The following is a 24,546-nucleotide window of genomic DNA, read 5'->3' as shown; positions in this document are numbered from 1 at the left end:
GGACTCCGGCAATTGATCGACTCTAGGAGGATTCAAATCATGCTGCGAATGCTGTTTGATGACCCTCCACGGAAAGCGGAGGGAAAGCTTCACGAATCGATGCAGCTAATGAAGCGCTTTGCTTCAATGCTTCACGATTCCATTTCCAAAGGCAAAGACAGCGAGCAAAAGCTGCGGAAATATGAAATATGGACCCTTGGCCTGATCGTATCGCTTGATGAACTGGAGCAGAGCCAATATGCAGCGAGAAAATTCGCAAATAAGGTGAAATCCACTTCCATGGAGAGTATGTCGCCGGATGAATTGCTCGATTATCACCGGCATGTTTATTTTGACAAAAATGCCTTTATCCGTTTATTTGCATTGCTTGACAAGCTGGGGACCCTGATGAATGAATTTCTTAATCTGCAAACGGAGCGGATTAAAGTACATTTTTCTTATTTTACGGTTTTGCGCGGCATGCGCCAGCGTAATCTTCATCCTTTGCTTATATCCAGGCTTGACGCCCTAAAAGAACAATACAAAGAACCGCTTGGAAGACTGCGGAAGCGGCGCAACACCGAAATTCATTACATGAATTCGGAAATGCAGGATGATTTGCAGCAGAGCTATCTGGCATACGGAGAACATCACCGATTGGAAAATTTGCAGGAGCGCTGTGATGATTTGACTCAAGGAATGGAATTAATATACGATACCCTGCTGCTTGCTTTTGATCATGCTTGCAAACATATGAGGAAACGAATTTAATATGCTATACTGCACATGGGAGGGTTACCCATGGATCTTATCGGAAAAACAGCTTTAATAACAGGCAGCGCCAAAGGCTTGGGCAAAATGACCGCACTAACTTTGGCCCGCATGGGCTGCGATCTTGTGCTGAACTACGTCAACAGCAGGGATGAGGCTCTGCAGCTTGCTGGCGAGATCGAACTGCTCGGCGTGCGCGCTGCAGCTTTTCAGGCCGATATCTCGCTGCGCTGCGATGTAGAGCGGCTGGCAGAGCAGGCGCAAAGCTGGTCGTCCAGCGGCTGTGTGGATATTTTGATCAATAATGCCGGACCCTTTATAAGGGAACGCAAACGCTTTGCCGATTATGGGGTTGAGGATATTATCAATCTGGTCAACGGCAATCTGCTCGGCGTAATGCTCCTGGACCATAAACTGCTCCCGGGGATGCGAAGTAGACAGTGGGGACGTATTATCCATTTTGGCTTCGGTCACGCCGGAGAAGGCAGGGCCTGGCCGCACAGATCCGTGTATGCGTCTGCCAAGACAGGTCTTGTTTCCTTTACCAAGACGCTTGCCGTTGAGGAGGCAGGGGACGGAATTACGGTCCATATGATTTGTCCCGGCGATATTAAAGGGCTTAACAAGGAACGTACCATCGCGGAAGTGATCCATGAGCGCGATGAAGAGTCGCCGCGCGGCCGGCCGGGAAGCGGGGAAGATATTGCCCGTGTCATTGGATTTCTTTGTTTGCCGGCTTCGGATTATTTGACCGGAAATATCATTGATGTCACCGGTGGTTTCGATCCCATTAAGAACAGTATTCCCAGTACATAATTAAAGATAAGGTCCAGGCAAACGGGCTGAACTGGCTGGCAGCAGCCATATTTTTCGATTCTTTATGCTTTCGGATATAACCTCCATTTAATCAGAAAAAGAGTCTTGCCGGACCCTCATCTGCCCATAAGGCGATGATAGCGGCAAGACTCTTTATTGCAGAAGAAACGCTGACGTTCTTCTTTTAGGACTTTGGCTTGGGTTATAACTTAGAATACCTGCATAACCTCTTGTACGCCTTCAACTTCTTCAAGCAGGGCACGTTCGATACCCGCTTTGAGCGTGATTGTCGAACTTGGGCAGCTGCCGCAAGCTCCCATCAGGCGAAGCTTAACGATTCCGTCCTCTACATCAACGAGTTCGACGTCGCCGCCATCGCGCTGGAGGAAAGGGCGAAGCTTATCAAGAACGTCCAACACTTCATCATACATTGTGGTGCTTTGTGTATCACTCATTGCAATCCACTCCTTTCTCCCCTATTATAATACAAAGTAGAACAATTGAAAATGGATATCATCCGATATCATCAAGGTAAGGTGAAAACATCATGTTAAAACCCATTATTGAATTTTGCGCCAGCAATATGCATCATGGCACCGATCGTGTTATGAAACAGCTTGAAGCGAATCCGGAGCTGGAAATTATTGAATACGGCTGCCTCGGCAACTGCGGCGAATGTTATCTGTTTCCGTTCGGTATGGTTAATGGTGAAATCGTCGCGGCTCCATCAGCGGATGAATTGTTTGATGAAATTATGAAAGCTGTCGGTGAGCAGGATGCTGAGCGGGAAGCGCTCGACCGGCTGATTGACGATTTATAAATAAAAAAAGTCTTGGCGTGCTAACCCAGATGATGCTTGGACATCCATAGCACGCCGCTTTTGAGCACCCGCGGCACACGGCCCATAATCGGTGTACGGCCCATCAGGCCAAAGCCTGATTTTTTGCCAAGCGAACCGAGAACGCCCTTGAGCTTGATTTTGGACAGCTTCGGTGTCTTGTCGTTCCACTGCGCCTGCATGACCTCAGCAACCTGTTTGCCCTGCGCTTCCGCTGCCTGGGCACTGGGTGCGAAAGGTATGGAAGAGCAATCTCCAACAATGAATACATCCGTATGGCTAGGCAGCTGATGGTACTCATTCACAATCAGCCGTCCTGTGGGATCCTTGGGAAGATTAATCTTCTGGACCAGCGATACGGGCTGAATTCCGGCAGTCCACACAATGACATCCGTCAGCAGGGGGCTTGTATTGTTCTGATCGTATAAGATCCCCTGCTCCACCTTGTGGATGGACACATTTCCGCGCATCTCCACCTCATGCTCAATAAACCACGAAGAAACATACTGCTGCAGCTTATTGGGAAAGGCTGATAAAATACTCGGTCCCCGGTCTACAATACGGATGTTGATATCGGGCCGGCCTTCTCGCAGCTCTGAGGCGATTTCAACGCCGCTGAGCCCGCCGCCGACGATCGTCACCTGACCGTAAGGCTTGACATCATTGACAGCCTGGTACGTTTTGCGCGCCGCTCCAAAGGTTTGGATGCTGTTGGAATACAGCTCGGCCCCTTCGATGCTGTGATATTTGTCGGTACAGCCAAGAGCAATGACCAGCCACTCGTAATCGAGCGGATCCTGTCCGGCAATACCGACCTGTTTTGCCTCCAGATCAACCGACATCACTTCGCCGTACATGACCAGCAATCTCGGATCGGAGGGAAAATCGACCCGTAGATCAATGTCCGCAACCGTTCCGGCGACGAGCGAATAATATTCCGTCTTGAGTCCCTGGTAGGGCATGCGGTCGATCATAACAATAATGGTGTCGTCGGGCAGCTCGCCCTCCAACAATTCATGGGCAACGGTTAAGCCTCCGTAGCCGCCGCCGAGGATAACAAAACGTTTCATTGGCAACCCCAACCTTCTTTATCATCTGCAATTCTGATGATGCTTAGTATGCGCGTGAATGTCCTCTTCCTTACTCATAAACCTTTACTTCGTTATAGAAAGTATCCCGTTCAATGGGAATACGTCCAGCCCCTTTAACCAGCCAGATCAGATCCTCGCGCGTGATGCCCTCGGGCGTAAGCGCGCCGGCAGCATGACTGATGCGCTCTTTGAGTATCGTGCCGTGAACATCCGAAGCGCCCATCGTAAGAGACACTTGAGTCAGCTGTGTGCCAATATTTATAAAATAAGCTTTTATATGCTGAAAGTTATCCAGCATGAGCCGGCTGATCGCGATGGTCTTCAAATCCTCAAAAGCCGAGTTGCGGCGGCGGATGCCGGCCCGCGGGCTGATGGGCTGCATGGAAAGCGGAATAAACACCAAAAAGCCGTTCGTCTCATCCTGCAGCTCGCGGATTTGCAGCATATGATTGATCCGGTCTGCATGCTTCTCGACAGAGCCGTAAAGCATCGTTGTATGTGTGCGGAGTCCGAGGTTGTGGGCGGTACGGTGAACCTCAAGATATTGCGATACATCCGCTTTTTCCACGCGCATTTTTTTACGGTATTCATCGGAGAGGATTTCCGCTCCGCCGCCGGTCAGGCTTTTCAGACCTGCTTTCATCAGCTCTTCAAGTACCTCGCGGTAGCTCAGTCCACTGATTCGCGAGAAGAAATCGATTTCGGCGGCAGTGTAGGCTTTGAGCGTTACTTCTGGAAAACGCTCATGTAATGCTTTTAACGAATCCACATAATATTGAAACGGCACATGGGGATTATGACCGCCGACAATGTGAAATTCCCGGACACCCGGGTGAAAATGCTGCTCCACATAAGCGATCATTTCGGCCCCGGAAAGTGTGTACGAGCCTTCTTCGCCTTCATCCTTGCGGAAATTGCAAAAAGCGCAGTGCGCTTCGCAAACATTGGTGAAGTACAGGCTCATATTCTCAATAAAATAAACCTTGCGGCCATTTTTCTTCATGTTGACTTCATTCGCCAACTGCCCAATGGTCAAGAGATCATCGGAACTGTAAAGAAATTCCCCATCTTCCCGGGAAAGGCGTTCGCCGGAGCGAACTTTCTCAATAATATCTTGCATCTGCTTGTCTTCTGTAGGTACGGCTACATTCATGACGGCTTCCTCCTAGTCCGCCGGGCGCTGTTTGCATAGGTCCGGATGATATGGGTAAGACATGAAAAGATACTTTGTGAAAAAAGTCACTTACGCATACTGTAGTGACCCCAATCGAACATTAACTGACCTTATTATAAACCTACATCCGTCGAGCGGCAACCACAAAGTCAAGAGAGGCACACCTGAGGTTGTTAAATTATCATGCAAAACCGCATGGGTCTTATTATCGTCTTGATGGATGTTGGGGTATAATAGAAGAAGGAAAAGAGGTGTTGAATTGGCAAATACGCATACGTATTCACGCAGGGAAGAAATGGCCAACGCGCTGACCCATGGTGTTGGGGCCGTGCTGAGTGTGGCGGCGCTCGTGCTGCTTATTGTTTTTGCCGCTCTCAAGGGGCAGGCATCACATGTGGTTAGTTTCACGATTTACGGTACAATGATGCTGCTGTTATATACCTGTTCGACGCTGCTGCACAGCTTTCCGGCCGGCAGAGCGAAGAATGTTTTTGAGAAAATGGATCATGCCTGCATCTATTTATTTATAGCGGGAACTTACACCCCCATCCTGCTTCATCTGGTGAAGGGTGCAGAGGGCTGGACATTTTTTGGCATCATTTGGGGAGTAGCGATTTGCGGGGTTGTATTCAAATCGTTTTTCGCTTCCAGATTCCTGTTTACCTCGACGATTCTCTATTTGCTGATGGGGTGGATGATCGTATTCGCCTGGGGGCCGCTCAAAGAGCATTTCGCGCCGGGCGGCCTGCATCTGCTGATCATCGGCGGGCTCTTGTACAGCTTCGGTACAATCTTCTACATGTGGCGGAGTTTTCCTTATCACCATGCGGTGTGGCATTTGTTTGTACTAGGCGGATCGGTGCTTCATTTTTTCGCCATTCTCTATATTCTGCCTCATTAAAAGGGATGGCTGCATATTGAGCCGCAGCGTAAAGTGGAGTATACTAAATAAGTAAGTAACACAAGAGTTGTACCGACTATTTTGGATTGGGAGGGATTATGAATGATTAACATTAGCGAAACTGCAAATGAAAAAATAAAAGAAATGCTCAGCTCCGAGGAAACGCCGAATCTGTTTCTGCGCATCGGTGTGAAGGAAGGCGGCTGCAGCGGATTCTCATACGGCATGGGCTTTGACGATGAGCAGCATGACGACGACAAAGTGATCGAATACAGCGGACTTAAAGTTGTGGTCGATAATGAAAGCATGCAATATCTGAACGGCCTTGAAATCGACTTCAAGGAGTCTGCCATGGGCGGAGGCTTCACCATCAACAATCCCAATGCATCGGCTACATGCGGCTGTGGATCTTCTTTCCGTACGGCAGTGGCAGCAGGTAAACCCGGCGATTGCTAAGCCGAGTTCATTTTTCTAAGGAGCTATCATCAACCTTCTGGAGTTATGTAGATTCCATACATAATTCTGGAAGGTTTTTATGCGAAATATGACCCTCTAATCAAATGTAATTGTAATTAAATTCCAAATGCCAAGCTGACATCCTTCGTATCGTAGGGGTGAAATTTGTAAGGTTTTTGTAAGAAATGGTCCCGGGACCTTTTAATGCTTGATGACTACGATATGTTATAATTTAGTCTCCTTCGCCTAGATCGTTACTGATCCCTCATTTTTCTGTCCTATGTACCGCCTCCAACCTCTTTTTTCTTCTCATTTTTCTCATTTTTTCTTTTTTTCAATTCGGCTGATCTTCAATTTCTCAGAATTATCAAGCATTTGGAACGGTTTTGAGTATGACTCCAAAAGTGACAAATACCTTACAGAAATGTTCCTTATTTCTTATAATTATCGATAAAAAGAATCCCTAAAACCCGGGATTCTAAAATTTCTTTAATATTACAGGTTTCGACAGCCTCCTCTGGCCTGATCGCCTATAATTTAGGTATAGATATATAGGAGTAAGGAGGAAATATACTTTGACTGTTCTTAATGTGAATTCACCTTTTGAATTAGACATTCTGCATATTGCTCAGGCTCTTGATCTTGACAAAGAACGGATGCTAGAATTTATTTCCAGCGGGATCGTATCTATTCCAACCCAGCAAAATGATGAATTGCAAAAGCAAAACGCCGATGAATATACTTTAACTCCGCAAAACCACCGGACCGGAAAATTCCGACTGACACGATTTCCTAATCTCCAGCATATCCAGCTTGGGAAATCGCGTCATTAACACAATGGCTGCGGAGGTATAATGCTTGCAGCGAGACTTCAATACAAGTAAAACGGCCCTGCACAATACGTGCAGGGCCGTTTTACTTGTATGCTGGTAAAGATTATATCGTCGCCATTACGTTGCCGCCTGCTACCGGAATATATGCTCCGGTGATGAAGCTGGACAAATCGGAAGCAAGGAAGGCGACCACATTGGCGATTTCCTGATCCGTGCCCCGGCGTTTGAGCGGCACCGTGCTTTCGTAGCTTTCGCTGCGTTCGGTATTGTTCAAGCGGTCTTTCTCGCTGATGGTCCATCCGGGTGCGACCTGATTCACGGTGATTTGGTGCTCGCCAATTTCTTTTGCCAGCACCCGGTAGACGCCATCCATGCCGCGCTTGCCGGCTACATAAGCCGATTGGGTAGGGAAATTCTGCATGGCGCATTCCGTATTAATGGCGACAACCCGGCCAGCCTTACGCTCAATCATGGCAGGAACGAAAACTTTGGACAGATGGACGGCCTGCAGGACGCAGGAATTAAATTGGTCGACATAATCACTGGAATCCTGCTCCAGGACGGATGTCCAGGAGTATTGGGACACAGCGTTTGCAACCACGATATCGGGGGAGCCGAATCCGGCATCCAGAGCAGTTTGCTGCATTTGTTTGACTGAATTCAAATCCGCCACATCCGCCTGAACGGTAATGGCTCTACGGCCAAGAGCTTCGATCTGCTGCTTGAGCTGCTCGGCTTTGGCCGCATTCTGATGATAATGAACAAGGATGTCCGCACCGCATTGTGCCAGAGTGCCTGCGATCACTCTTCCGAGCTCTCCGGTCGCGCCAGTTACAAGCGCTGTTTTATTGGATAAATCAATTTGCATGAGCTTCTCGTCACCTTTCCTGATTGAATTATTATGATTCGGCGGAGGCAATAGCGCGAATTTCCGCCAGAGTTGCATCATCCAGCGTAACATCCGCTGCGGGGAGCACACCGAGAATATGGCTTGGCTTGCGCACGCCTACGATTGCACTGGTAATTGCGGGATGAGCGAGATCGTAAGCGACAGCCAGCTGAGGAAGCGTAATCCCGCAGCTCTCGGCAACCGCTTTAAGCTTCTCCGCCTTGTCCACATTGTTGCGCAAGCCCTCGCCGGTATGGGCTTTATTGCGGGAGCGCCAATCTCCTTCTTCGAAGGTCGTATCATACGTATAATTGCCTGACAGCAACCCCGAGGTTAGAGGACTGTAAGCAACAACGCCGATGCCGTTCTCCAGACAGAAAGGCAGCAGTTCTTTTTCGGCTGCCGGCCGCAAAATGGAATAAGGCGGCTGAAGGGAATCGACATGACGGACGGCAAGCGACTGCTTGAGCAGGGGAACATCATAGTTGCTTACACCGACATAACGGACTTTGCCGTCCTTCACAAGCTTGTCCAGGGCACGCATCGTCTCTTCGGCGGGAACCTCGGCATCCGGCCAATGAACCTGATATAAATCGATATAATCGGTACCGAGGCGGCGCAAGGAGGCTTCTGCTTCCTGCAGGACGGAATCGTAGGCCGCGCTCCGTGCAGGATTGCGGTTCTCATCCCAGACAAGGCCGCATTTGGTCGCGAGAACAATACGGCTGCGGTCGGATTTCAACGCTTGGCCCAGCACTTCCTCCGAATGACCCAGTCCGTATACGGCTGCCGTATCAAAAAAAGTGACCCCTGCATCCAACGCGGCGCGAACGCTGTCGATGGAAGACTGATCGTCCTGGCTTCCCCAGGCGCTGGCCCAGCCTCCGCCGCCGATTGCCCATGACCCAAAGCCGATTACGGAAATGTCGGGGCCATTCTTGCCCAACTTGCGGTATTTCACAATGGTCACTCCTTTGAATTAGTCATCAATCTTAACGGCAGGCATGGCTGTTTCTACCTGCTTCCTTATACATAGTATAGTTAAACAAATAGAATAGGAGAAGAACTGAAATTATTATTACCTAGTTACCTGAGGTTTACTAAAGCGCAGGCTTAATAGCAAAAGAAAACGCTGACACCCGGAGCGGGAAATGCTTTTTTTTGGCACCTTCTATATATGAAAGTTTATATTTTTTATATTGAAAATCTCTGCTATACTGAGGTAAAAATAGACAAATAACGTTCAGGTTCGTCTTAATGAGGGATGAATCATTCATCATTGTAGAATTTATCATCCAAAGGGGCGTTAGTGCGTGTCCTATGCGCTGTTTGTAGCAGGGTCTATCATTGAGTACTTCTCTTATTTCATCTTTATGTTCGCCTTGTTTCGTTTCCGGTTCAGAGATCGCATGTTTTATCTCGTTTTTGTATCCTTTATCATGAGTCAGGTTTCCTATTTTACACGGCTTAATCCCGAAATCGGCGAATTGTCCTCGTACATTCAGCTTACTTTATTAATTATCGCGATGTGGGTGTTGTTCCGGGTTCCTTTATATTATTCGATCGTCATGAACGGGGCGGGATTTGTATTCGGATTTGCAGTGCAGGGGCTGGTCATCTTATTTCTGTGGCAAACAGGAACGCCGCTTGGAACGATACAAGATAATGCTTTAGCCAGCGCAGCGACACAAGCGTTATCCGCTCTGCTTGTCATCGGGTTCAGCCGGTTGATATTTATCAAAAACTGGGGATTTGATTATGTTCCGACTTCACATCGCGCATATGTAAGAATTTCCGGCGTGAATGCTTTACTGCTTGTCATTATCGTCATTGCCGCTGTTGCAGCATGTTTAACCGCCTTCTTATTTAAAAATGAGTTCAAGGATTACATCATACTCTCCAATGCCATATTTATTATTTCGGTACCCTTATTTTTATATTATTCATTCAGAAAGGATCATGAGGATGCTTCATAAAGCAGCCGAGCAATTGCATGCACGGATAGCAGCCAGCGGCAACGAGCCGCCATCGGTCCCTGTTATTTCTTATGTACTGCACATTCTAGTGAATACGGTTTCAATAATTCTGCTGGCTTCCATACTGGGAATTGTTACAGGAGAGCCTGCAAAAACGTCGGTAGTTATTGTCTTATTGGCGGTCATCCGGTTTTTGACCGGAGGTTATCACCTTCCAACCAGCCTCGGCTGCATTGCCGCTTCTTCGATCGTACTCGCCGCGATCCCACACATTCATGTAGCCAGCTTATGGGTCTATCTCATTACTGCAGCGGCATTTGTCATGATGGTATTATTTGCTCCCTCCAACTATGATCAGCACGCCAGAATCCCAGAGCGGTATTATCCTCTATTGAAGGTATTGGCTTCCGCCATTGTGGCATCAAACTTTTTTATCGGCTCCGATTTGCTTGCTCTCACCTTTGCGACCCAGTCCATCCTTTTACCAATTAAAGGGGGTGAAAAAAATAAATGAAAAAGCGGGCTTATAAATTATTGGGAGCTATTATTGTTTCAGCTGCGTCGCTTTTTGTTTTTACGGGCTGTCTTTTCTATTTGTACAACCCGCCAATTCCAGAAGAACTTAGAAGGAAGGGAGTTTAAATGCAAATTCCCGTAGTAAAGCGGTTGAACAGGAAAGAGTACGAGATTGAAATGATCGACGTGGCAGACGTTCTCTACACCTTCATACAAGACCGCACATTAATGTACCAAACAAAGGAAGAGACGTACAGCCAGATTTCGACACTGGAGGAACAAGAGCGCTTCTTAATGACTAACGGGTTCCAGAAAGTCGAACGCGGTTATCTCGTGCAGATGAACAAAATCGAATATTTTGATGAAGAGCGGTCCTGTGTGTTTTTCGAGCAGCACCCGGCCTCCAAGGATGCGCCCAACGCGCCTGTATCGAGAGTTCACAAGAAAAATGTTGAAATGTTCAGCAAGCCTGCAGCAATTAAAGATAAACGCATTAATTTCTCAAACGGTTAAAGAAGCGCACCTCTGGGCAGAGATGATAGTATCTCTCGTCGGTGGTGCTTTTTTTATATTTACCCAAGATGACGAATGCTCCTGCCTGTGATAGGATTTGCAGTAAATACCGGGTCGAAGGAGGAGCTCATGAATGTACAATCTATTCATTGTTGAGGACGATGACAAAATCAGCGGCCTGCTCATGCAGTCGCTTGTAAAATATGGCTTCGGTGCGGTGCGCGCCGAGCGGTTCCATGATTTAAAGCGGGAAATGGCCGAGGCGCAGCCGGATCTGATTCTGCTTGATATCCATCTCCCTCATTTTGACGGTTATTATTGGTGCAGGCAATTCCGTACGGTCACAAGCGCGCCCATCATATTCGTCTCTGCCCGTGCCGGTGAAATGGACCAGGTGATGGCGATCGAGAATGGCGGCGATGATTACGTAACCAAGCCGATTCCGCTGGATCTGCTGCTGGCCAAAATCAAAAGCCTGCTGCGCAGGGCCTATGGCGAATATGCGATGGCGGCCGTGCCCAGCATGGAATTGGAAGCCGGCGGACTAAAGCTGCATATAAGCAGAGGCGAGCTGGAGTGGCAGGGGAAGCTGTCCCCGCTTACCAAAAACGAATGCCAGCTGGCCGAAATTCTGATCGGTCAAGCCGGACGGATTGTAGCCCGGGAGCGTCTGCTCGAAACCTTATGGGATGACGTACAGTTTGTCGATGATAATACGCTTAGTGTCAATGTGACAAGGCTGCGCAAGAAGCTCGAGGAACTAGGGCTGATTGGCGTTATAGAAACGGTCAGGGGACAGGGTTATAAATTCGAGCTGAAAGCCGCCCGTCAGGAAACAGTCCAGGAATGAGGGATAACATTATGCATGAGGAGGAAGAGATAACAGTTGGCCCTGAACAAGTGAAGCATTCTTATCAATCTGCCGGCGCTCTTATGTCCGCGGCTTCGCCGCTGCGTTATTTCCGCGACCGCTTGCCCTATTTAGCCGCCTTCATTGTTTCTTTGTTCCTTGCAGGAGCGGCACTTGTTCTTGGTCAAATTTTTTATCCGACCCATATGGATCCGGCTACCGTCGTTTATGCGGGGGTGCTTGTTTTATGCTGCTTGTCCTTATGGCTATTGCTGGATTACATCCGGCAGCGTGCCTATTTCCGCCAGCTGGATGAAGCAATTTTGCATGCGTCGGAGCTTGATGCCGCGCTTCGGGTCCGCTCGGGCGTGACAGGGGACCAGCTCGCCGTGCAGCGTCTCCTGCAGGCACAGCATGAGGCATACATGAATGAGCTGAGCCGTTACCGCAAGCAGCAGGAGATTCATCAGCATTTTATCCATCAATGGGTGCATCAGATGAAGACGCCAATTTCAGTCATTGATCTGATGATTCAGCATGCGGAGCAGGCGCAGGAGGAAAATAACAGCCCATCGTCCACTCAAAGCCTCAGCAGCATCCGGGAGGAAACGGAACGTTTGACCAGAGGGCTTGATATGATGCTCTACACGGCAAGACTGGATAAATTCGAGCTGGATGTCCGCATTCGCACCGTGCCGCTTCATGAAATCGCGAGACGGGTCGTGAATTCCTACAAGCGTCTATGCATCAAATATTCCATTTATCCGCAGATTACGGGGGAAGCGCTTGTTCAGACCGATGAGAAGTGGATCGCATTTGTCATGAATCAGCTGGTAGGGAACGCGATTAAATACAGCAAGCACAAGCAGGGTACAAAGAAGCTGCTGCTGCTCATTGAGACGGAGAACGGGAAGACCGCGCTGAAGGTGAAGGATGAGGGCATCGGCATTCCGGCACATGATTTGCCGCGGGTATTCGATCCTTTTTTCACGGGCGATAACGGCAGATTGGTGGAAGAATCTACGGGAATGGGGCTGTTTCTGGCCAAGAGCGTATGCGGCAAGCTTGGACATGGACTTGCGGTCGAATCCGTGCCGGGAGGCGGCGGGACGACCCTGACGATCTCTTTTGCTTCGCAAAGCTTGTTCAAGTTCAATGGAAAGTGACATTATTGTAAGAATAGGCTGGACTTTGAAAGCGAAATCGATGGGGAACTTGCCTCCAATAGCTTTATACTTGGACTATCATCGAATATGTTTTTGGAGGGAACGGCTATGAGTGTATTAAAGACGGAAAACTTGAGCAAAACATACAGCTCCAAAGGAAACGTGACCTATAAAGCGCTGGAAGACATTGATTTTGAAGTAGCCAAGGGGGAGTTTGTCGGTATTATGGGCCCTTCGGGCAGCGGCAAAACGACGCTTCTCAACCTGCTGGCCACCATCGACAAACCCACCTCCGGCCGGATTGTGATCAACGGCACGGAGCCGGCCCGTCTTGGAAATAAAGAGCTTGCCTTGTTCAGGCGCCGGCAGCTCGGCTTCGTGTTCCAGGACTTCAACCTGCTCGACACCTTGTCGATCAAGGAAAATATCGTGCTGCCGCTTGTGTTGGAGGGACTTGCGCCGCGCAAAATTGAAGAAGCACTGGCTCCTTACGCTGAGCTTCTCGGCATAACAGATATTCTTGGCAAACGGACTTATGAAATATCGGGCGGCCAGAAGCAGAGGGCGGCTATTGCCCGGGCAATGATTCATCAGCCCTCGATACTGCTTGCCGATGAATTAACGGGAAATCTCGATTCCAAAGCGGCCAAGGATGTCATGGAATCCTTGAAGGATCTGAATGAAAATGCAGGCGCCACGATTGCGATGGTTACGCATGATCCTTTTGCCGCCAGCTACTGCAAACGGATTGTGTTTATCAAGGACGGCAAATTTTATTCGGAAATCCGGCGCGGCGCAAGCCGCCAGATGTTCTTTCAGCAAATTCTGGACTCGCTTAGTCTGCTGGGAGGGAACTTCGATGACATTCCGCTCGCTCGCGATTAGCAGCATCCGGGGAAATTGGCGGGCCTACAATGCCTTCTTTCTGAGCAGCGTATTCTCCGTCATTATTTTCTATATGTACGGTGCGTTTCTCTTTCATCCCGATGTTATCAACGGTCATATTGAAGCAGCGGCAGGGGTTAGAAAAGGGATGGAAGCCTGCCAGTATATTGTCGTGATTTTCTCCTTCTTCTTCGTGCTTTACGCCAATTCGGCTTTTCTGAAAACCCGCAAGAAGGAATTTGGCCTGTATACCTTGTTCGGCATGACGGGAAATCAACTGCGCCGCATGCTCGTCATCGAAAGTGTCATTATCGCGGTCCTCGCAATTGCGGCAGGATTAGGGATCGGAATGCTGCTCAGCAAGCTCTTTTTCATGGCGATGGCCTCGCTGCTTGGTGTTGAAAGCCCCATCCGTTTCGCTGTGCCCTTGAAAGCCGTACTGCTGACGGTTATCGGCTATTTTGCCTTGTTTAATGTATTGACCTGGCTTACCAGCATTCGTGTCGGACGCTCGGAGATCATTGAGCTGCTGAAGGAAGCCAACCAGCCGAAGCGCCAGCCTTTATATTCCATGTGGCTGACTATTCTGTCGATCCTGTGTCTTGGTTTGGGCTACACGCTGGCATATATAATGAATACTTCAAACGTTATATTCGTAATGCTCCCGATTTTGGGGCTTGTTATCATCGGATCCTATTTTCTGTTTACGCAGTGCAGTGTTGCCCTTATCCGGATGGTGCAGCGGAGCAAATCGATTTTTTATAACCGAACCAACATGATTATATTCTCGCAGGTTGCTTACAAGCTGAAGGATAATGCCCGTATCCTATTTATGGTATCGATCCTCAGCGCAGTTATTCTGACGGCCTCCGGTACGGTCTACGCCTTCCAGCAGGAAGGGGAGAAGCAGCTTCTTTCCCATACCCCGCAAACGATCGGCTTTGTGGAGAATGGACTGAATGCCCATAATGTGCTGGATCCGGCCAAGCTCAAAAGCATTCTTAAACAGGATGGACGGGAGCTAGCCTATGAGACCAGACTTGTCGGTATACCCGGCGAAGAGGTGACTCCGGCAGAAGGGCATAAGACATTGCGGGCCCAATACGACTCCGCTATCGTGTCCGAATCCGACTACAACCAGGTGGCGGGATTGATGAACAGGCCGCGGCTTTCCATTGATACAGGTCATGCGAGGGTTGTTTTCCCCTATATCGAGCAGGAGACGCTGCCTCCTTTTGAAGGCCCTTCGGTAACCATGAAGGTCAACGGCACAGAGCAGCCGTTCAGCGTTGACGGCTATCTGTTCGGAGCCATTATTAGCCCGATTGATTATTTCACTACACTGATCGTCGTGGATGATACGCAGTATGGGACACTGCTCGCAGCGACTCCGGAATCCAGGCAAATTGTCAACTACGGCTTCGAAATCAAGGACTGGCAAACCGCGCTGCCGACGGCGGAAAAGATCGAGAAGCTTATACCGCCATCGGAGTCGGATCATGCCATGACCTATCGCGTCAGTTCGTTCCTTCAGACCCATCAATCGTCATCCTTGACCTTATTCGTGGGATTGTTTGTCAGCCTGCTGTTCTTTATCGCTTCCGGAAGCGTGCTGTATTTCAAGCTGTTCACGGAAATGAAAGAGGATCAGCTCCAATTCCGCGCGCTCACGAGAATAGGAATGACAGCGGGCGAAATCAGAAGAATCGTAGCTACGCAGGTAGGCATTATTTTCTATGTGCCCGTCGTCGTCGGCATCATTCACATGTGCTTTGCGATGAAGGCGCTCAGTACGCTGATGCAGGCGAATATCTGGATTTATGCCGGGACTGTAATCGGGATCTATGTCATCATGCAGAGCATATATTTTGCGGTGGCCTGCACCGGTTATACGAAGCGGATGCTGAATCCCGCTGTTTAGTGCGAAGCAGAAGCGAATATGCGCGAACTTTATCTATAATCAGCATGCGGCTGCCGTGAGGATCCCTTTTTCAGGGGACCTCCCGGCAGCCTCTTTTTCTATCAGGCTATTAAATAAGGCGAGTTGCCCCGTTCAATCATCCAAGAGAGACCTGTCTTTGAGGCATATAGTGTTAGTAGACTCACAACAGAAAAGGAGATGGCTTTATGGGTGAAGGTCAGGGAAGGCAGTTAGCCAGCAAGTGGGCCAAGACTTCGGCACTGCTCTCGCACAATGAAATTGCATCGCATATTCCGCCGACCCGCATGTTTTCTTCAGACAATCTGAGAAGCATGCTGCAGGCGCACGGAATGGTCGTCATCAAGCCCGTCGTCGGGGCAGGAGGGCACGGCGTCATCAAGGTAACAAGAGAAGGCAGCGGCTACGCGTATACGTATTATGCGAAAAAAAGACATTTCGGCTCCTTCGACGGACTCTATCATTCTCTTAACGGGATGCGTAAAGGCCGCAGATATTTGATTCAGAAGGGGATCCGGCTGGCAACAATTAAAGGCCGGCCAATTGATTACAGAGTGAAACATGTGAAACAGGCCGATGGAAGCTGGGCGATTACCGCTATTGTGGGCCGGTTGGCGCGTCAAGGACTGTTCGTGACCAATTTATGCCGGGGAGGCACTCGCTTGAATGGCTCGGAAGGAATCCGGTTATCCGTTTCCTCGAATGCGGTAGCAGGCAAGAAGCAGCAAATGAGAAGATTAACCCGGTTGTCAACGGAAGTGCTGGAAAGACAATTTCCAGGAATCGGCCAGCTTGGCTTTGATTACGGCATTGATAAGAATGGTAAAATATGGATTTTTGAAGTAAATACACGCCCCGAGTAATCAATCGCCTTCGGGGCGGTTGCTTCTGTCCAAAATGGTTAACAGGATTTAATATAATTGGTTAATAGGTTTATAGAGGACCATCAAACTTTTTTATTGAGGTTTTGTGAATGAGGGCTGTGTATAACCCTATCCACATTATCCTCGTTGATATTCCTGTTTTTTCGACGTTTACCCACAAGTTACACACATGCTGTCCACAACTATCTGTGGATAATCGGAACGCTTGTTCTGCCTATTGGGACATGCTAAGATGACAAGGAAGAATTTAGGAAAGGAGGGTGGACAATGGATATGCTGTCTGATGAACTTCTTGTGGATGCCTATCTTTCGGCCATTCAATTCAACCTAGATCCGGAATTTATCAAGCTGTTGACTGTTGAAATGATACGCAGACAGATTAATCCTGAAACATACCGAATAACCGCTTGACTTCCCGAAAGTCCCAGTACATCCTCGTGAATGAAATATTTCATTTTTCCATACCTCAGAGGCTACTCTCACACTACAATTTCTTAAAATAACAAGCTCCTCTATTTAATAGCCATGGCATACGAAAAAGTCAAGCAAGCCGTTTATTGCAGGCCGGACGCAGCAAAAAAGGGTATCCCTCTTATCCCGGGAACCATCGCATACGATGCGGCCCGTTTAAGTCTGGATACCCTTATATAAGGAATGGAAGGCTCTACATCTTCATGTTGCTGCTGTGACCAGGCGACAGCTTCGCGTTCGGATCAATGTACACCTTCGCATTGTTAATGGCAGTGGGAGCTTCTCCGAAGCCTACCGCGATCAATTTGAGCTTGCCGGGATAGGTAGTCACATCGCCTGCGGCAAAGATGCCGGGGACGCTCGTTTCCATGCGGGAATCGACGACAATCGAGCCGCCCTCGATGTCGATGCCCCAATTTGCAATGGGGCCCAGCGAGGAAATAAAGCCGAAATTGACAATTACGGAATCGACAGGCAGTTCTCTGATTTCTTTGGATTTCACATCCTGCAGTGTAATGCGCTCAATTCTGTCTGCGCCGTGCATATCGGTAATTTCATAAGGAGTCAGCACCTTGACTGTCGAATTCATCAGATTGTCCACACTATGCTCATGGGCTCGGAATTTGTCGCGGCGGTGAATGAGCGTGACGCTGGCTGCGACAGGCTCCAGCATAAGCGACCAGTCCACAGCGGAGTCGCCGCCGCCGCTGATCAGCACATGATGTCCCTTGAACTGGTTTAAGTCACTGATGAAGTAATGAAGATTGTTTCTTTCATATTTAGCCGCTTCAGGCAGTTCCAGCCGGCGTGGCTCGAATGCTCCGACTCCCGCTGTAATGATGACGGCTTTGGCGAAATGGGTTGTTTTGTCCGTGACAATTTCAAACAGCCGCTCCTCGCGTTTGATCACTTCCAGCACTTTCTCCTCCAGACAAACAGAGGAACTGAAATGGCTCATTTGCCTTTTGAGCTGTTCAACGAGCTCTCCCGCCGTAATTTTGGGAAATCCGGCAACATCATATATATATTTCTCAGGGTAAAGCGCAGCGAGCTGGCCGCCGAGCTGTGGCATGCTCTCAATGATTTTGACTGATGCCTGGCGCATTCCGGCATAGAACGCTGCGAACATACCCGCCGGACCGCCGCCTATGATGACGATATCGTTCATTTGTTCGGTTTCATTTGCTTGAGACAATGTTTGTCACCTCCAGATTTAGTTTGTCCATTCAATCATTATAGCTTTTCGTAAAGAAGGATGGAAATAAAAAAATTGTATGTTATTCTAAAGTTTTTCGTATATTTTACCCTTGAAAACTTGTTAAATAATTTGTATCATGTGAGGTATTAATAAACGAATTGTCGAATTCATGAAAACTGTCATAAAAGCGTCTCTCAGTCAGCAAACTAAAGCAGGATGAAATTTTAACTTTTGACTGGGTTTGTGTGATTTTTCACAAAGTAAAGAGAAATAAGAATGGATGGGATTTTGCGATGAGTAACATACCTAAGATTGTGATTCTGGGGGCGGGGTATGGTGGGATTTTGACCGCTCTGCGTCTTCAGAAAGAATTAAATTATAATGAAGCTGACGTTACGCTTGTGAACAAGCATGACTATCACTATTTTACAACGCATCTGCATATGCCGGCTGCCGGAACGGACAAAACGGAGAACGCGCGTGTGAGCATCTCCAAGCTTATTGATGAATTCAAGATCGATTTCGTAAAATCGACTGTCGTGCAAATTCGCACACAGGATAAAAAAGTGATTCTCGAGGACGGGACATTGTCATACGACTATCTGGTCATCGGCCTCGGCGGCGAGCCGGAGACCTTCGGCATCCCCGGCATGCTTGAGTATGCCATGAATATCCGCAGCATCAACTCGGTTCGTCTGATCCGCGAACATATCGAATATCAGTTTGCACGCTATAAACGGGAGCCGCACCGCACCGATTATTTGACGTTTGTTGTCGGCGGAGCGGGTTTTACCGGTATTGAATTTGTCGGCGAGCTTGCGGACAGGCTGCCGGAGCTGTGCAAGCAGAACGATGTCGACCCGTCGCTTGTGAAGCTGTACAATATCGAAGCGGCTCCTACCGCGCTGCCGGGCTTTGATCCGGAGCTGGTGGAGTACGCAATGGATGTGCTGACGAAGAAAGGGGTCACCTTCCGGATCGGTACGCCGATCAAGGAATGTACGGCTGATGGCGTCATTGTCGGCGAGGGCGAAGAGATCCGTGCGGCAACGGTCATTTGGGCCGCAGGCGTAAGAGGCAACCGGTTGATCGAGGAAGCCGGCATCGAGACCATGCGCGGACGTGTGAAGGTGGACGAGTCCCTGCGTGTCGTGAGCCATGAGAATATTTATGTGATCGGCGATAATTCCTTGATATTTAACGAGGAAGGCCGTCCTTATCCGCCAACCGCCCAAATTGCGATGCAGCAGGGAGTTGCCTGCGCGCATAATCTGGTTGCCTCTATCCGCAACCAACCGCTCAAGAAGTTTGAGTTCAAGAACAAGGGAACTGTCGCATCGCTTGGCAAGGGCGAGGCTGTCGGCATCGCTTTTGGCAAGAAGTACAAGGGCTCCTATGCAGCTTGGCTGAAAAAGATGATCGATATCCGTTACTTGTATATAATCGGCGGAATTCCTCTTGTGCTCCGCAAAGGGAAGTTTCTGTAATGCGCCATTGCAGCGTACAGGTTCGCGGGCTGTTGACGCGTGAGGAGCTGGATCGTTACAACGCGCTGATGGAGGTCGGTTCTTTTCTGGAATCGCAGAGCCGGCATGATTTGTCCTATACGGTGCAGAAAGAAGTGGACCTGCTGATTCTTCCGGCCATTGAGCGGCTGAAGGAGAAGGGGCGGGAACGCGACCGGCAGACAGAGGCTTATCTGGAGGCGAAGCGGATTCTCGAAGAGGACAATGACGAGGATTGACCCGGGTGCCCGCATAGTACGAGGTCTGATGAATATTGAAACAGCAAAGCGGCCAGTGCATCTTCTTGATGCAGCTGGCCGCTTTTATAATGGTTCAAGGACAAGGCTTGCAGAGGCGATAGGGGCGGCGGTCGCCTGCTCTTATCGCTCCTCTGGCCGCTATTTGAGCAGCTGGCCCAGTTTCTCTTCAGTGAGCAGGTTGCCGACATAGAAATCGCCAAAGTCGCCGTAGCGCGCGCTGACCTCGTCGAAACGCATTTCGTAGACCAGCTTCTTGAACTGCAGCGGATCTTCCGCGAACAGCGTGACACCCCATTCCCAGTTGTCGAAGCCGACAGAACCGGTAATGATCTGCTTGACCTTCCCGGCGTACTGGCGACCGATCATACCATGGCTGCGCATCATCGTGCGCCGCTCATCCATGCCAAGCATGTACCAGTTGTCATTGCCTTCGCGGCGTTTGTTCATCGGATAGAAGCAGATGTGGTTCCATTTGGGCAGAATGGGCTTGAGGCGCGCCATAATGTCCGGATTTTGCATAGGATCAGTGCCCGGAGGCGCCATGTAATTGCTCAGCTCGACAACACTGACATACGAATACGCAGGGTACGTAAACTGGGCAAAAATTGATTTGTTGAACGCCGTCTCGATAGTGTTCAGCTCTTCCAGCGTCTCGCGGAGATGCATAAATACCAGATCGGCCTTCTGTCCGATAACGGAATAGAAAGCGGTGCTGCCTGTTTGGGTATCCTCCAGAGCCTGCCATTCCTTCATATACGAATACAGCTCGTCCATTGCCACTTGGCGCAAGCTCTCATCTGCAGCTTCCCAGGCCGTCCAATCGATCGAACGGAAATCATGCAGCGCATACCAGCCTTCCAGCGTTTGGGCTACTTCACTCATCGTCTATCCACTCCCTCAAAGGTTGTCTATAGCTTCAATAAATAGTCGTGTTCATTGTATCGTACCGCAGCAAAGGAGCGCAAATGACGGACTTGTGACAACATGGCGAATCAAATTGACTTCCTGCGGGCCATCTACTACACTAATCGTAGCGAAAGGGGAAGACGACTTATATGAATACAGATGTGGATATTCTTCAGCTCGTCATTGCAACCGTATTATTCCTTGTAATGATGTTCGGAATCGGATTCATTTTAAATATGCTGCTCAAGACGACATGGTTTCCCATTTACATGTATGTGATCGTGCTCATTCCGATCTTTATCTGGCAGACCTGGGATGATACGAAGTCGTTTGCAGGCAACTTTTCAGCCTTTACCTTCGTCGATATCCTGCCCGCAATCGGGGCGCTCATCGGCGCTTATGTGAGCGGTGCAACGATCAGGGCGCTGCGGCGGGGCGGATATAAAATGTTCTAGAATTCCCTCATTCGGGGGAATTTTCTTTTTTTAGCGTCCCTAAACCGGTCCTTAGATGTGTTAAAATAAATGAAAGTCTACTAGTGATGTTCAAAAAGATATTGAACTCGCACTATAACTCGGATGGAGTCGAAAAAAATGCGGATGGGAAGCTTACATCAATTTACGGAGCATCATCGCTATTACATTTTTCGCGATTTTTCACTGAGCGCGGTGGATCGCAAAATGATCGGCCTGATCTATCAGCCGATGATCGGCGCATTTGCTGCAGGTCTCTATCAACAGCTCTATCAGCAGGTAGCCGACGATCGCGTCGGCTATTCGCCCCTTGAGCCGCAGCGCAAGCTGTTTCTGGGCCTGGGGCTGGATATGAATGAACGCGGACGCCAGGAACTGGTCATTCACTCCTCACGCCTGGAAGCGGTCGGACTTCTTCAAACCTCTCAGCTGGGCGTCGTGGACAACGACGATGTGGTATATGAATATGAGCTGATCAAGCCTTTGTCGCCGGATGAGTTTTTCGGAAGTCCCCATCTGACGATGCTGCTGCGCGACAAGGTCGGGAAGCATTCCGTTATTGCGCTGCGCGAGTCGTTTTACGCCAAGGAAGCGGACGAGCTGGCGGGAACGGAGCTGCAAAGAGAGAATTTGACGGTTCCCTTTTACGAGCTGTTTCGTTTAAATACACAGGGTATTGATCTGGAGCTGGAGCAGGCGCTTACGGAAGTGGCGCCGACCCGGCAGGCGCAGCCCAAGGCCGCTCCGGAAACGGCGGGCATTCAGTACGGCGAAATCATCATGAGATTCCCCCGTAACTCCTCCAACAGGGGCTTCGTGGAGCGCCTGCGCGGAGATGAGGAGAAGCTGGCTCAGCTGAACTACATCGCCTATAAATATGGCTTGACTGTCGTAGATCTGTGCAGGCTGCTGGATGAGGACGATGTGTTCGGCCAACGCGGCGAATTGATGATTGATGAGCTGCAGCTGCGGGCAAACCAGATGTACCGCCAGGACCGCAAGCGCAATGAGGAGCGTCAGCGTATTTTCGGACGTTCCCAGCCCTCGGAGGCGGCAGAAACGGAGCAAAGCAGACAAACGGGCGACGATGCGGCTGGAGATGAGCCGCCGGATGAAATCGGCGTCCTGGCAGAGTTTTATATGGAAGTGCCGGTGCAGCTGGAAGGCCGCTGCGATATCCATCAATATAATATGCTGATGCGTAATGAGCCGCATACCCGCTTTATTGCCCGCTTCTTCCCCGGCGCGGTGCCGGAATGGATTATTCGCGTTTTCGAGGTAATCGATCTGAATTATCGGCTGCACGGCTCAGTCATTAATGTCCTCATTCATTATGTACTGGGAATGAACGATTCCCAGCGGGTTACGAAGACCTACATAGACGCCGTCGCTTCGAATATGCTGATGAAACATGTCGATTCATTCGAGAAGGCGGTCCGTTACGTGCAGGAGCAGATCAAGCTGGAAGCGGACAAGGAGCGCAGGCGGGATAATGGCGCAGGAGCGCCTTCAGGCGGCGCACGGGGCGGTTCGCAGACCGGGATACGCGGAGGGGGAAGGCGTAAGCCCTCGATATCGATTATTCAGGACACGCCGGATTCTGAGGCTATATCGCAAGAGGAGCTTGAGGAGATGCGGAAGCTTGCGCGGAAGCTGGACGGCAAAACGTAAGTGAAGAGGTGAGTAGACAATGGCAATGGAATCGTTAGGCGACCTGCTGGGCCAGTGGCCCGGCGGAAATGAGGCGCTGCAGCAGGCGGACCGGTTGATGAACGATCTGCTGGAGGAGCCTCTGGTGCAGCGGCTGCAAAGCAAATATCCGGAGCTCAGCCGCGAGGTGCTGCGGCTTAACCTGAACAAGGTATATCAATATACGACGGAATACCGGAACTGCTCGAATTGCCCGGGACTTGAACGCTGCCCGAACGATTTTGAAGGGCATTATACACTGCTTTCCTGCGAAACAGCCGGGAATCTGGTACAGCTGAACGAACGCAAGGTAACCTGCAAGAAACTGCTGGCGAAGCAAAGCCAGGATCTGATCCGCAGCCGGGTCCGCAGCTTCTATGTGGACCAGACAGCCTTGTCGCGCGGCTACTCCGCTGACGAGATTCTAACCAATGATCTGGAGCGGATGAAGGCTGTCGGCCAGCTGATGAAATATATCGATCTGACCAAGGAGCAGGGCCTGCAGAAAGAAGGCTTATATTTGGCAGGCATGTTCGGCACCGGGAAGACCTTTCTCATGTGCTACATGCTGTATGAGCTGGCCAAGGCGGGCTACTCCGGAGTCATCGTCTATATGCCTGAATTTGTCGAGGATTTGAAGTCGCTGATGCATGAGCCCGGCAAGCTCAAGGAAACGGTCGACGTGATGAAGGAGACGGACCTGCTGATCTTCGATGATATCGGGGCGGAGAATCTGAATCCATGGGTCAGGGACCATGTGATGGGGGCTATTCTCAACTACCGGATGGACAGAAAGCCGACTTTCTATACCTCCAATTATAATCTGGACGCGCTGGAGCAGCATTTCAGCTTCACCAACAAGGATGGCGATGAGCTGCATAAGGGACAGCGGATCATGGACCGGATCAGGCATTATGTTCAAATTGTTCATGTCAAGGGTCATAACAAGCGGGCAAAATAAATCTAAGTAAGCCGGAAGGCGGGCCAAACCGTTTTCCGGCTTTTTATTATAGCGATATCTGGCGGCAAAACCTGTCGATAATAAGAAAAATATTTAGCATAGTTTTGAAAAGTAATCAATATCAATAAAGGTTCAAAATTTGAAAATTTGACTGAATTATGCTATAATAACGCTGTAATCTGGATAAAAGGAGGTGAAGTTGTATGTTCTCTCAATATATCTCGATGAAACGCTGGATTTCACTAATTTTCCTCGTTATTTTCACCATTTTTTCAATGCCTACCACCATCACGGAATCCACGGCAGGGGAAACGACGCGAACAGTTGTATCCGCGGGCATGGAGAATAAAACAAACCGGATCTCGGTCAGCCACAGTCATATCTCCCTGGGGGAAAAAATGCGTCTTTCTACGCTTGTATCCGCCTTGTTCTTTGCTGTGAGCTTGTTCCTCAAATCGACCGTTCGCGTACCCCTCGGGACACATGTCTCCTTTCACCCTCTGATTGCTCGATATTTAACCCGCTTGCTGCTGTTCCCCATCAAAAAGACATCGCTTATTGCGTAAGGCAGCCCCAAGTATCTCCCCCAATTAACGATGGAAATCT

29 protein-coding genes are annotated in these 24,546 nt (G+C 49.4%); 22 read left to right on the top strand and 7 right to left on the bottom strand.

Translation table 11 applies throughout. The annotated features are described in order from the left end of the window. The first annotated feature begins 39 nt into the window (after window positions 1–39). On the top strand, window positions 40–750 hold the full coding sequence (locus ACFOLF_RS09905) for a Cthe_2314 family HEPN domain-containing protein (protein WP_210038392.1): 711 nt from the start codon (window positions 40–42) through the stop codon (window positions 748–750). 30 nt (window positions 751–780) lie between these two features. Next, complete coding sequence (locus tag ACFOLF_RS09900) at window positions 781–1,566, top strand: SDR family oxidoreductase (protein WP_210038393.1); 786 nt, start codon at window positions 781–783, stop codon at window positions 1,564–1,566. Window positions 1,567–1,775: 209 nt separating this feature from the next. Here the strand turns inward: ACFOLF_RS09900 and ACFOLF_RS09895 are convergent, their stop codons facing one another. Next, on the bottom strand, window positions 1,776–2,021 hold the full coding sequence (locus tag ACFOLF_RS09895; protein ID WP_210038394.1) for a NifU family protein: 246 nt from the start codon (window positions 2,019–2,021) through the stop codon (window positions 1,776–1,778). A gap of 92 nt (window positions 2,022–2,113) precedes the next feature. On the opposite strand from ACFOLF_RS09895, the gene ACFOLF_RS09890 reads away from it, so the two are divergent. Further along, complete coding sequence (locus ACFOLF_RS09890) at window positions 2,114–2,386, top strand: YuzB family protein (protein ID WP_210038395.1); 273 nt, start codon at window positions 2,114–2,116, stop codon at window positions 2,384–2,386. Between the two features lie 20 nt (window positions 2,387–2,406). Here ACFOLF_RS09890 and ACFOLF_RS09885 read toward each other — a convergent pair whose 3' ends face one another. Further along, entirely contained in the window at window positions 2,407–3,474 is a 1,068-nt protein-coding gene (locus tag ACFOLF_RS09885) for an NAD(P)/FAD-dependent oxidoreductase (protein WP_210038396.1), read from the bottom strand. A 70-nt stretch (window positions 3,475–3,544) separates the two neighbouring features. Further along, the gene (gene mqnE / locus ACFOLF_RS09880; protein ID WP_210038397.1) at window positions 3,545–4,648 is read right to left on the bottom strand and encodes an aminofutalosine synthase MqnE; all 1,104 of its coding nucleotides are present in this window, start codon (window positions 4,646–4,648) and stop codon (window positions 3,545–3,547) included. Window positions 4,649–4,928: 280 nt separating this feature from the next. On the opposite strand from mqnE, the gene trhA reads away from it, so the two are divergent. The 3 genes from trhA to ACFOLF_RS09865 all read left to right on the top strand — a co-directional run bounded on the left by trhA (window position 4,929) and on the right by ACFOLF_RS09865 (window position 6,859). Beyond that, complete coding sequence (gene trhA / locus ACFOLF_RS09875) at window positions 4,929–5,570, top strand: PAQR family membrane homeostasis protein TrhA (RefSeq protein WP_210038398.1); 642 nt, start codon at window positions 4,929–4,931, stop codon at window positions 5,568–5,570. 102 nt (window positions 5,571–5,672) lie between these two features. Further along, window positions 5,673–6,026 (top strand): iron-sulfur cluster insertion protein ErpA, encoded by a 354-nt coding sequence (erpA, locus tag ACFOLF_RS09870; protein WP_210038399.1) that lies wholly within the window; start codon window positions 5,673–5,675, stop codon window positions 6,024–6,026. A 575-nt stretch (window positions 6,027–6,601) separates the two neighbouring features. After that, window positions 6,602–6,859, top strand: a complete 258-nt coding sequence (locus ACFOLF_RS09865) for a hypothetical protein (protein ID WP_210038400.1) — start codon at window positions 6,602–6,604, stop codon at window positions 6,857–6,859. A 103-nt stretch (window positions 6,860–6,962) separates the two neighbouring features. On the opposite strand, the gene ACFOLF_RS09860 is transcribed toward ACFOLF_RS09865, so the two are convergent. Beyond that, a complete protein-coding gene (locus ACFOLF_RS09860) occupies window positions 6,963–7,727 on the bottom strand; it encodes an SDR family NAD(P)-dependent oxidoreductase (protein WP_210038401.1) in 765 nt (254 codons plus the stop codon). 31 nt (window positions 7,728–7,758) lie between these two features. Then, window positions 7,759–8,709, bottom strand: coding sequence for an aldo/keto reductase (locus tag ACFOLF_RS09855; protein WP_210038402.1), 951 nt, complete (start codon window positions 8,707–8,709; stop codon window positions 7,759–7,761). A gap of 352 nt (window positions 8,710–9,061) precedes the next feature. Between ACFOLF_RS09855 and ACFOLF_RS09850 the strand changes: the two genes are divergently transcribed. The 10 genes from ACFOLF_RS09850 (at window position 9,062) to sda (ending at window position 16,888) form a co-directional block, all read left to right on the top strand. Then, window positions 9,062–9,724 carry a hypothetical protein gene (locus ACFOLF_RS09850; protein WP_210038403.1) on the top strand — a complete coding sequence of 221 codons (663 nt, stop codon included), beginning with the start codon at window positions 9,062–9,064 and terminating at the stop codon, window positions 9,722–9,724. Then, window positions 9,714–10,238, top strand: coding sequence for an accessory gene regulator B family protein (locus ACFOLF_RS09845; protein WP_210038404.1), 525 nt, complete (start codon window positions 9,714–9,716; stop codon window positions 10,236–10,238). The genes ACFOLF_RS09850 and ACFOLF_RS09845 overlap by 11 nt, the downstream gene beginning before the upstream one ends. Beyond that, window positions 10,235–10,366 carry a cyclic lactone autoinducer peptide gene (locus ACFOLF_RS09840; RefSeq protein ID WP_210038405.1) on the top strand — a complete coding sequence of 44 codons (132 nt, stop codon included), beginning with the start codon at window positions 10,235–10,237 and terminating at the stop codon, window positions 10,364–10,366. Before ACFOLF_RS09845 ends, ACFOLF_RS09840 begins: the two co-directional genes overlap by 4 nt. Then, window positions 10,367–10,753: a LytTR family transcriptional regulator DNA-binding domain-containing protein gene (locus tag ACFOLF_RS09835; RefSeq protein WP_210038406.1), complete on the top strand. Its 387-nt coding sequence runs from the start codon at window positions 10,367–10,369 to the stop codon at window positions 10,751–10,753. A gap of 133 nt (window positions 10,754–10,886) precedes the next feature. Further along, the gene (locus tag ACFOLF_RS09830) at window positions 10,887–11,603 is read left to right on the top strand and encodes a response regulator transcription factor (protein WP_210038407.1); all 717 of its coding nucleotides are present in this window, start codon (window positions 10,887–10,889) and stop codon (window positions 11,601–11,603) included. Then, entirely contained in the window at window positions 11,600–12,769 is a 1,170-nt protein-coding gene (locus tag ACFOLF_RS09825) for a sensor histidine kinase (RefSeq protein WP_379113952.1), read from the top strand. The genes ACFOLF_RS09830 and ACFOLF_RS09825 overlap by 4 nt, the downstream gene beginning before the upstream one ends. A gap of 108 nt (window positions 12,770–12,877) precedes the next feature. Beyond that, a complete protein-coding gene (locus ACFOLF_RS09820; protein WP_210038408.1) occupies window positions 12,878–13,654 on the top strand; it encodes an ABC transporter ATP-binding protein in 777 nt (258 codons plus the stop codon). After that, window positions 13,629–15,575 carry an FtsX-like permease family protein gene (locus ACFOLF_RS09815; protein WP_210038409.1) on the top strand — a complete coding sequence of 649 codons (1,947 nt, stop codon included), beginning with the start codon at window positions 13,629–13,631 and terminating at the stop codon, window positions 15,573–15,575. The genes ACFOLF_RS09820 and ACFOLF_RS09815 overlap by 26 nt, the downstream gene beginning before the upstream one ends. Before the next feature lie 206 nt (window positions 15,576–15,781). After that, window positions 15,782–16,456, top strand: a complete 675-nt coding sequence (locus tag ACFOLF_RS09810; RefSeq protein ID WP_210038410.1) for a YheC/YheD family protein — start codon at window positions 15,782–15,784, stop codon at window positions 16,454–16,456. A gap of 288 nt (window positions 16,457–16,744) precedes the next feature. After that, on the top strand, window positions 16,745–16,888 hold the full coding sequence (gene sda / locus ACFOLF_RS09805) for a sporulation histidine kinase inhibitor Sda (protein ID WP_210038411.1): 144 nt from the start codon (window positions 16,745–16,747) through the stop codon (window positions 16,886–16,888). A gap of 253 nt (window positions 16,889–17,141) precedes the next feature. Here sda and ACFOLF_RS09800 read toward each other — a convergent pair whose 3' ends face one another. After that, entirely contained in the window at window positions 17,142–18,116 is a 975-nt protein-coding gene (locus tag ACFOLF_RS09800) for an NAD(P)/FAD-dependent oxidoreductase (protein ID WP_210038558.1), read from the bottom strand. 323 nt (window positions 18,117–18,439) lie between these two features. On the opposite strand from ACFOLF_RS09800, the gene ACFOLF_RS09795 reads away from it, so the two are divergent. After that, on the top strand, window positions 18,440–19,633 hold the full coding sequence (locus ACFOLF_RS09795; protein ID WP_210038412.1) for an NAD(P)/FAD-dependent oxidoreductase: 1,194 nt from the start codon (window positions 18,440–18,442) through the stop codon (window positions 19,631–19,633). Then, entirely contained in the window at window positions 19,633–19,890 is a 258-nt protein-coding gene (locus tag ACFOLF_RS09790) for a hypothetical protein (protein ID WP_210038413.1), read from the top strand. The genes ACFOLF_RS09795 and ACFOLF_RS09790 overlap by 1 nt, the downstream gene beginning before the upstream one ends. A 159-nt stretch (window positions 19,891–20,049) precedes the next feature. Here the strand turns inward: ACFOLF_RS09790 and hemQ are convergent, their stop codons facing one another. Next, window positions 20,050–20,793 carry a hydrogen peroxide-dependent heme synthase gene (hemQ, locus tag ACFOLF_RS09785; protein ID WP_210038414.1) on the bottom strand — a complete coding sequence of 248 codons (744 nt, stop codon included), beginning with the start codon at window positions 20,791–20,793 and terminating at the stop codon, window positions 20,050–20,052. 173 nt (window positions 20,794–20,966) lie between these two features. On the opposite strand from hemQ, the gene ACFOLF_RS09780 reads away from it, so the two are divergent. From ACFOLF_RS09780 to ACFOLF_RS09765, 4 genes are all read left to right on the top strand, one after another. Next, a complete protein-coding gene (locus ACFOLF_RS09780) occupies window positions 20,967–21,272 on the top strand; it encodes a YuiB family protein (protein ID WP_379113955.1) in 306 nt (101 codons plus the stop codon). Window positions 21,273–21,410: 138 nt separating this feature from the next. Then, on the top strand, window positions 21,411–22,961 hold the full coding sequence (locus ACFOLF_RS09775; RefSeq protein ID WP_210038415.1) for a helicase DnaB: 1,551 nt from the start codon (window positions 21,411–21,413) through the stop codon (window positions 22,959–22,961). A 25-nt stretch (window positions 22,962–22,986) separates the two neighbouring features. Next, window positions 22,987–23,940, top strand: a complete 954-nt coding sequence (gene dnaI / locus ACFOLF_RS09770; protein ID WP_210038560.1) for a primosomal protein DnaI — start codon at window positions 22,987–22,989, stop codon at window positions 23,938–23,940. Window positions 23,941–24,143: 203 nt separating this feature from the next. Further along, on the top strand, window positions 24,144–24,506 hold the full coding sequence (locus ACFOLF_RS09765; RefSeq protein WP_210038416.1) for a hypothetical protein: 363 nt from the start codon (window positions 24,144–24,146) through the stop codon (window positions 24,504–24,506). Window positions 24,507–24,546 lie beyond the last annotated feature (40 nt).

It is taken from the genome of Paenibacillus sepulcri, from assembly GCF_042647105.1.
In the GTDB taxonomy this organism is placed as follows: domain Bacteria; phylum Bacillota; class Bacilli; order Paenibacillales; family Paenibacillaceae; genus Paenibacillus_Z; species Paenibacillus_Z sepulcri.
Note: the sequence above shows the minus strand (reverse complement) of the source record. Positions and strands in the feature narration are given on the sequence as shown.

Bases quoted from the DNA above. Each gene is read 5' to 3' on its own strand.
- dnaI (WP_210038560.1), top strand. From the start codon at position 22,987: ATGGAATCGTTAGGCGACCTGCTGGGCCAGTGGCCCGGCGGAAATGAG.
- ACFOLF_RS09895 (WP_210038394.1), bottom strand. From the start codon at position 2,021: ATGAGTGATACACAAAGCACCACAATGTATGATGAAGTGTTGGACGTT.
- ACFOLF_RS09860 (WP_210038401.1), bottom strand. From the start codon at position 7,727: ATGCAAATTGATTTATCCAATAAAACAGCGCTTGTAACTGGCGCGACC.
- ACFOLF_RS09825 (WP_379113952.1), top strand. From the start codon at position 11,600: ATGAGGGATAACATTATGCATGAGGAGGAAGAGATAACAGTTGGCCCT.
- sda (WP_210038411.1), top strand. From the start codon at position 16,745: ATGGATATGCTGTCTGATGAACTTCTTGTGGATGCCTATCTTTCGGCC.
- mqnE (WP_210038397.1), bottom strand. From the start codon at position 4,648: ATGAATGTAGCCGTACCTACAGAAGACAAGCAGATGCAAGATATTATT.
- ACFOLF_RS09775 (WP_210038415.1), top strand. From the start codon at position 21,411: ATGCGGATGGGAAGCTTACATCAATTTACGGAGCATCATCGCTATTAC.
- ACFOLF_RS09765 (WP_210038416.1), top strand. From the start codon at position 24,144: ATGTTCTCTCAATATATCTCGATGAAACGCTGGATTTCACTAATTTTC.
- ACFOLF_RS09830 (WP_210038407.1), top strand. From the start codon at position 10,887: ATGTACAATCTATTCATTGTTGAGGACGATGACAAAATCAGCGGCCTG.
- ACFOLF_RS09810 (WP_210038410.1), top strand. From the start codon at position 15,782: ATGGGTGAAGGTCAGGGAAGGCAGTTAGCCAGCAAGTGGGCCAAGACT.
- ACFOLF_RS09890 (WP_210038395.1), top strand. From the start codon at position 2,114: ATGTTAAAACCCATTATTGAATTTTGCGCCAGCAATATGCATCATGGC.
- ACFOLF_RS09795 (WP_210038412.1), top strand. From the start codon at position 18,440: ATGAGTAACATACCTAAGATTGTGATTCTGGGGGCGGGGTATGGTGGG.
- ACFOLF_RS09885 (WP_210038396.1), bottom strand. From the start codon at position 3,474: ATGAAACGTTTTGTTATCCTCGGCGGCGGCTACGGAGGCTTAACCGTT.
- ACFOLF_RS09790 (WP_210038413.1), top strand. From the start codon at position 19,633: ATGCGCCATTGCAGCGTACAGGTTCGCGGGCTGTTGACGCGTGAGGAG.
- ACFOLF_RS09835 (WP_210038406.1), top strand. From the start codon at position 10,367: ATGCAAATTCCCGTAGTAAAGCGGTTGAACAGGAAAGAGTACGAGATT.
- ACFOLF_RS09780 (WP_379113955.1), top strand. From the start codon at position 20,967: ATGAATACAGATGTGGATATTCTTCAGCTCGTCATTGCAACCGTATTA.
- erpA (WP_210038399.1), top strand. From the start codon at position 5,673: ATGATTAACATTAGCGAAACTGCAAATGAAAAAATAAAAGAAATGCTC.
- ACFOLF_RS09905 (WP_210038392.1), top strand. From the start codon at position 40: ATGCTGCGAATGCTGTTTGATGACCCTCCACGGAAAGCGGAGGGAAAG.
- hemQ (WP_210038414.1), bottom strand. From the start codon at position 20,793: ATGAGTGAAGTAGCCCAAACGCTGGAAGGCTGGTATGCGCTGCATGAT.
- ACFOLF_RS09820 (WP_210038408.1), top strand. From the start codon at position 12,878: ATGAGTGTATTAAAGACGGAAAACTTGAGCAAAACATACAGCTCCAAA.
- ACFOLF_RS09900 (WP_210038393.1), top strand. From the start codon at position 781: ATGGATCTTATCGGAAAAACAGCTTTAATAACAGGCAGCGCCAAAGGC.
- ACFOLF_RS09845 (WP_210038404.1), top strand. From the start codon at position 9,714: ATGCTTCATAAAGCAGCCGAGCAATTGCATGCACGGATAGCAGCCAGC.
- ACFOLF_RS09815 (WP_210038409.1), top strand. From the start codon at position 13,629: ATGACATTCCGCTCGCTCGCGATTAGCAGCATCCGGGGAAATTGGCGG.
- ACFOLF_RS09840 (WP_210038405.1), top strand. From the start codon at position 10,235: ATGAAAAAGCGGGCTTATAAATTATTGGGAGCTATTATTGTTTCAGCT.
- ACFOLF_RS09800 (WP_210038558.1), bottom strand. From the start codon at position 18,116: ATGAACGATATCGTCATCATAGGCGGCGGTCCGGCGGGTATGTTCGCA.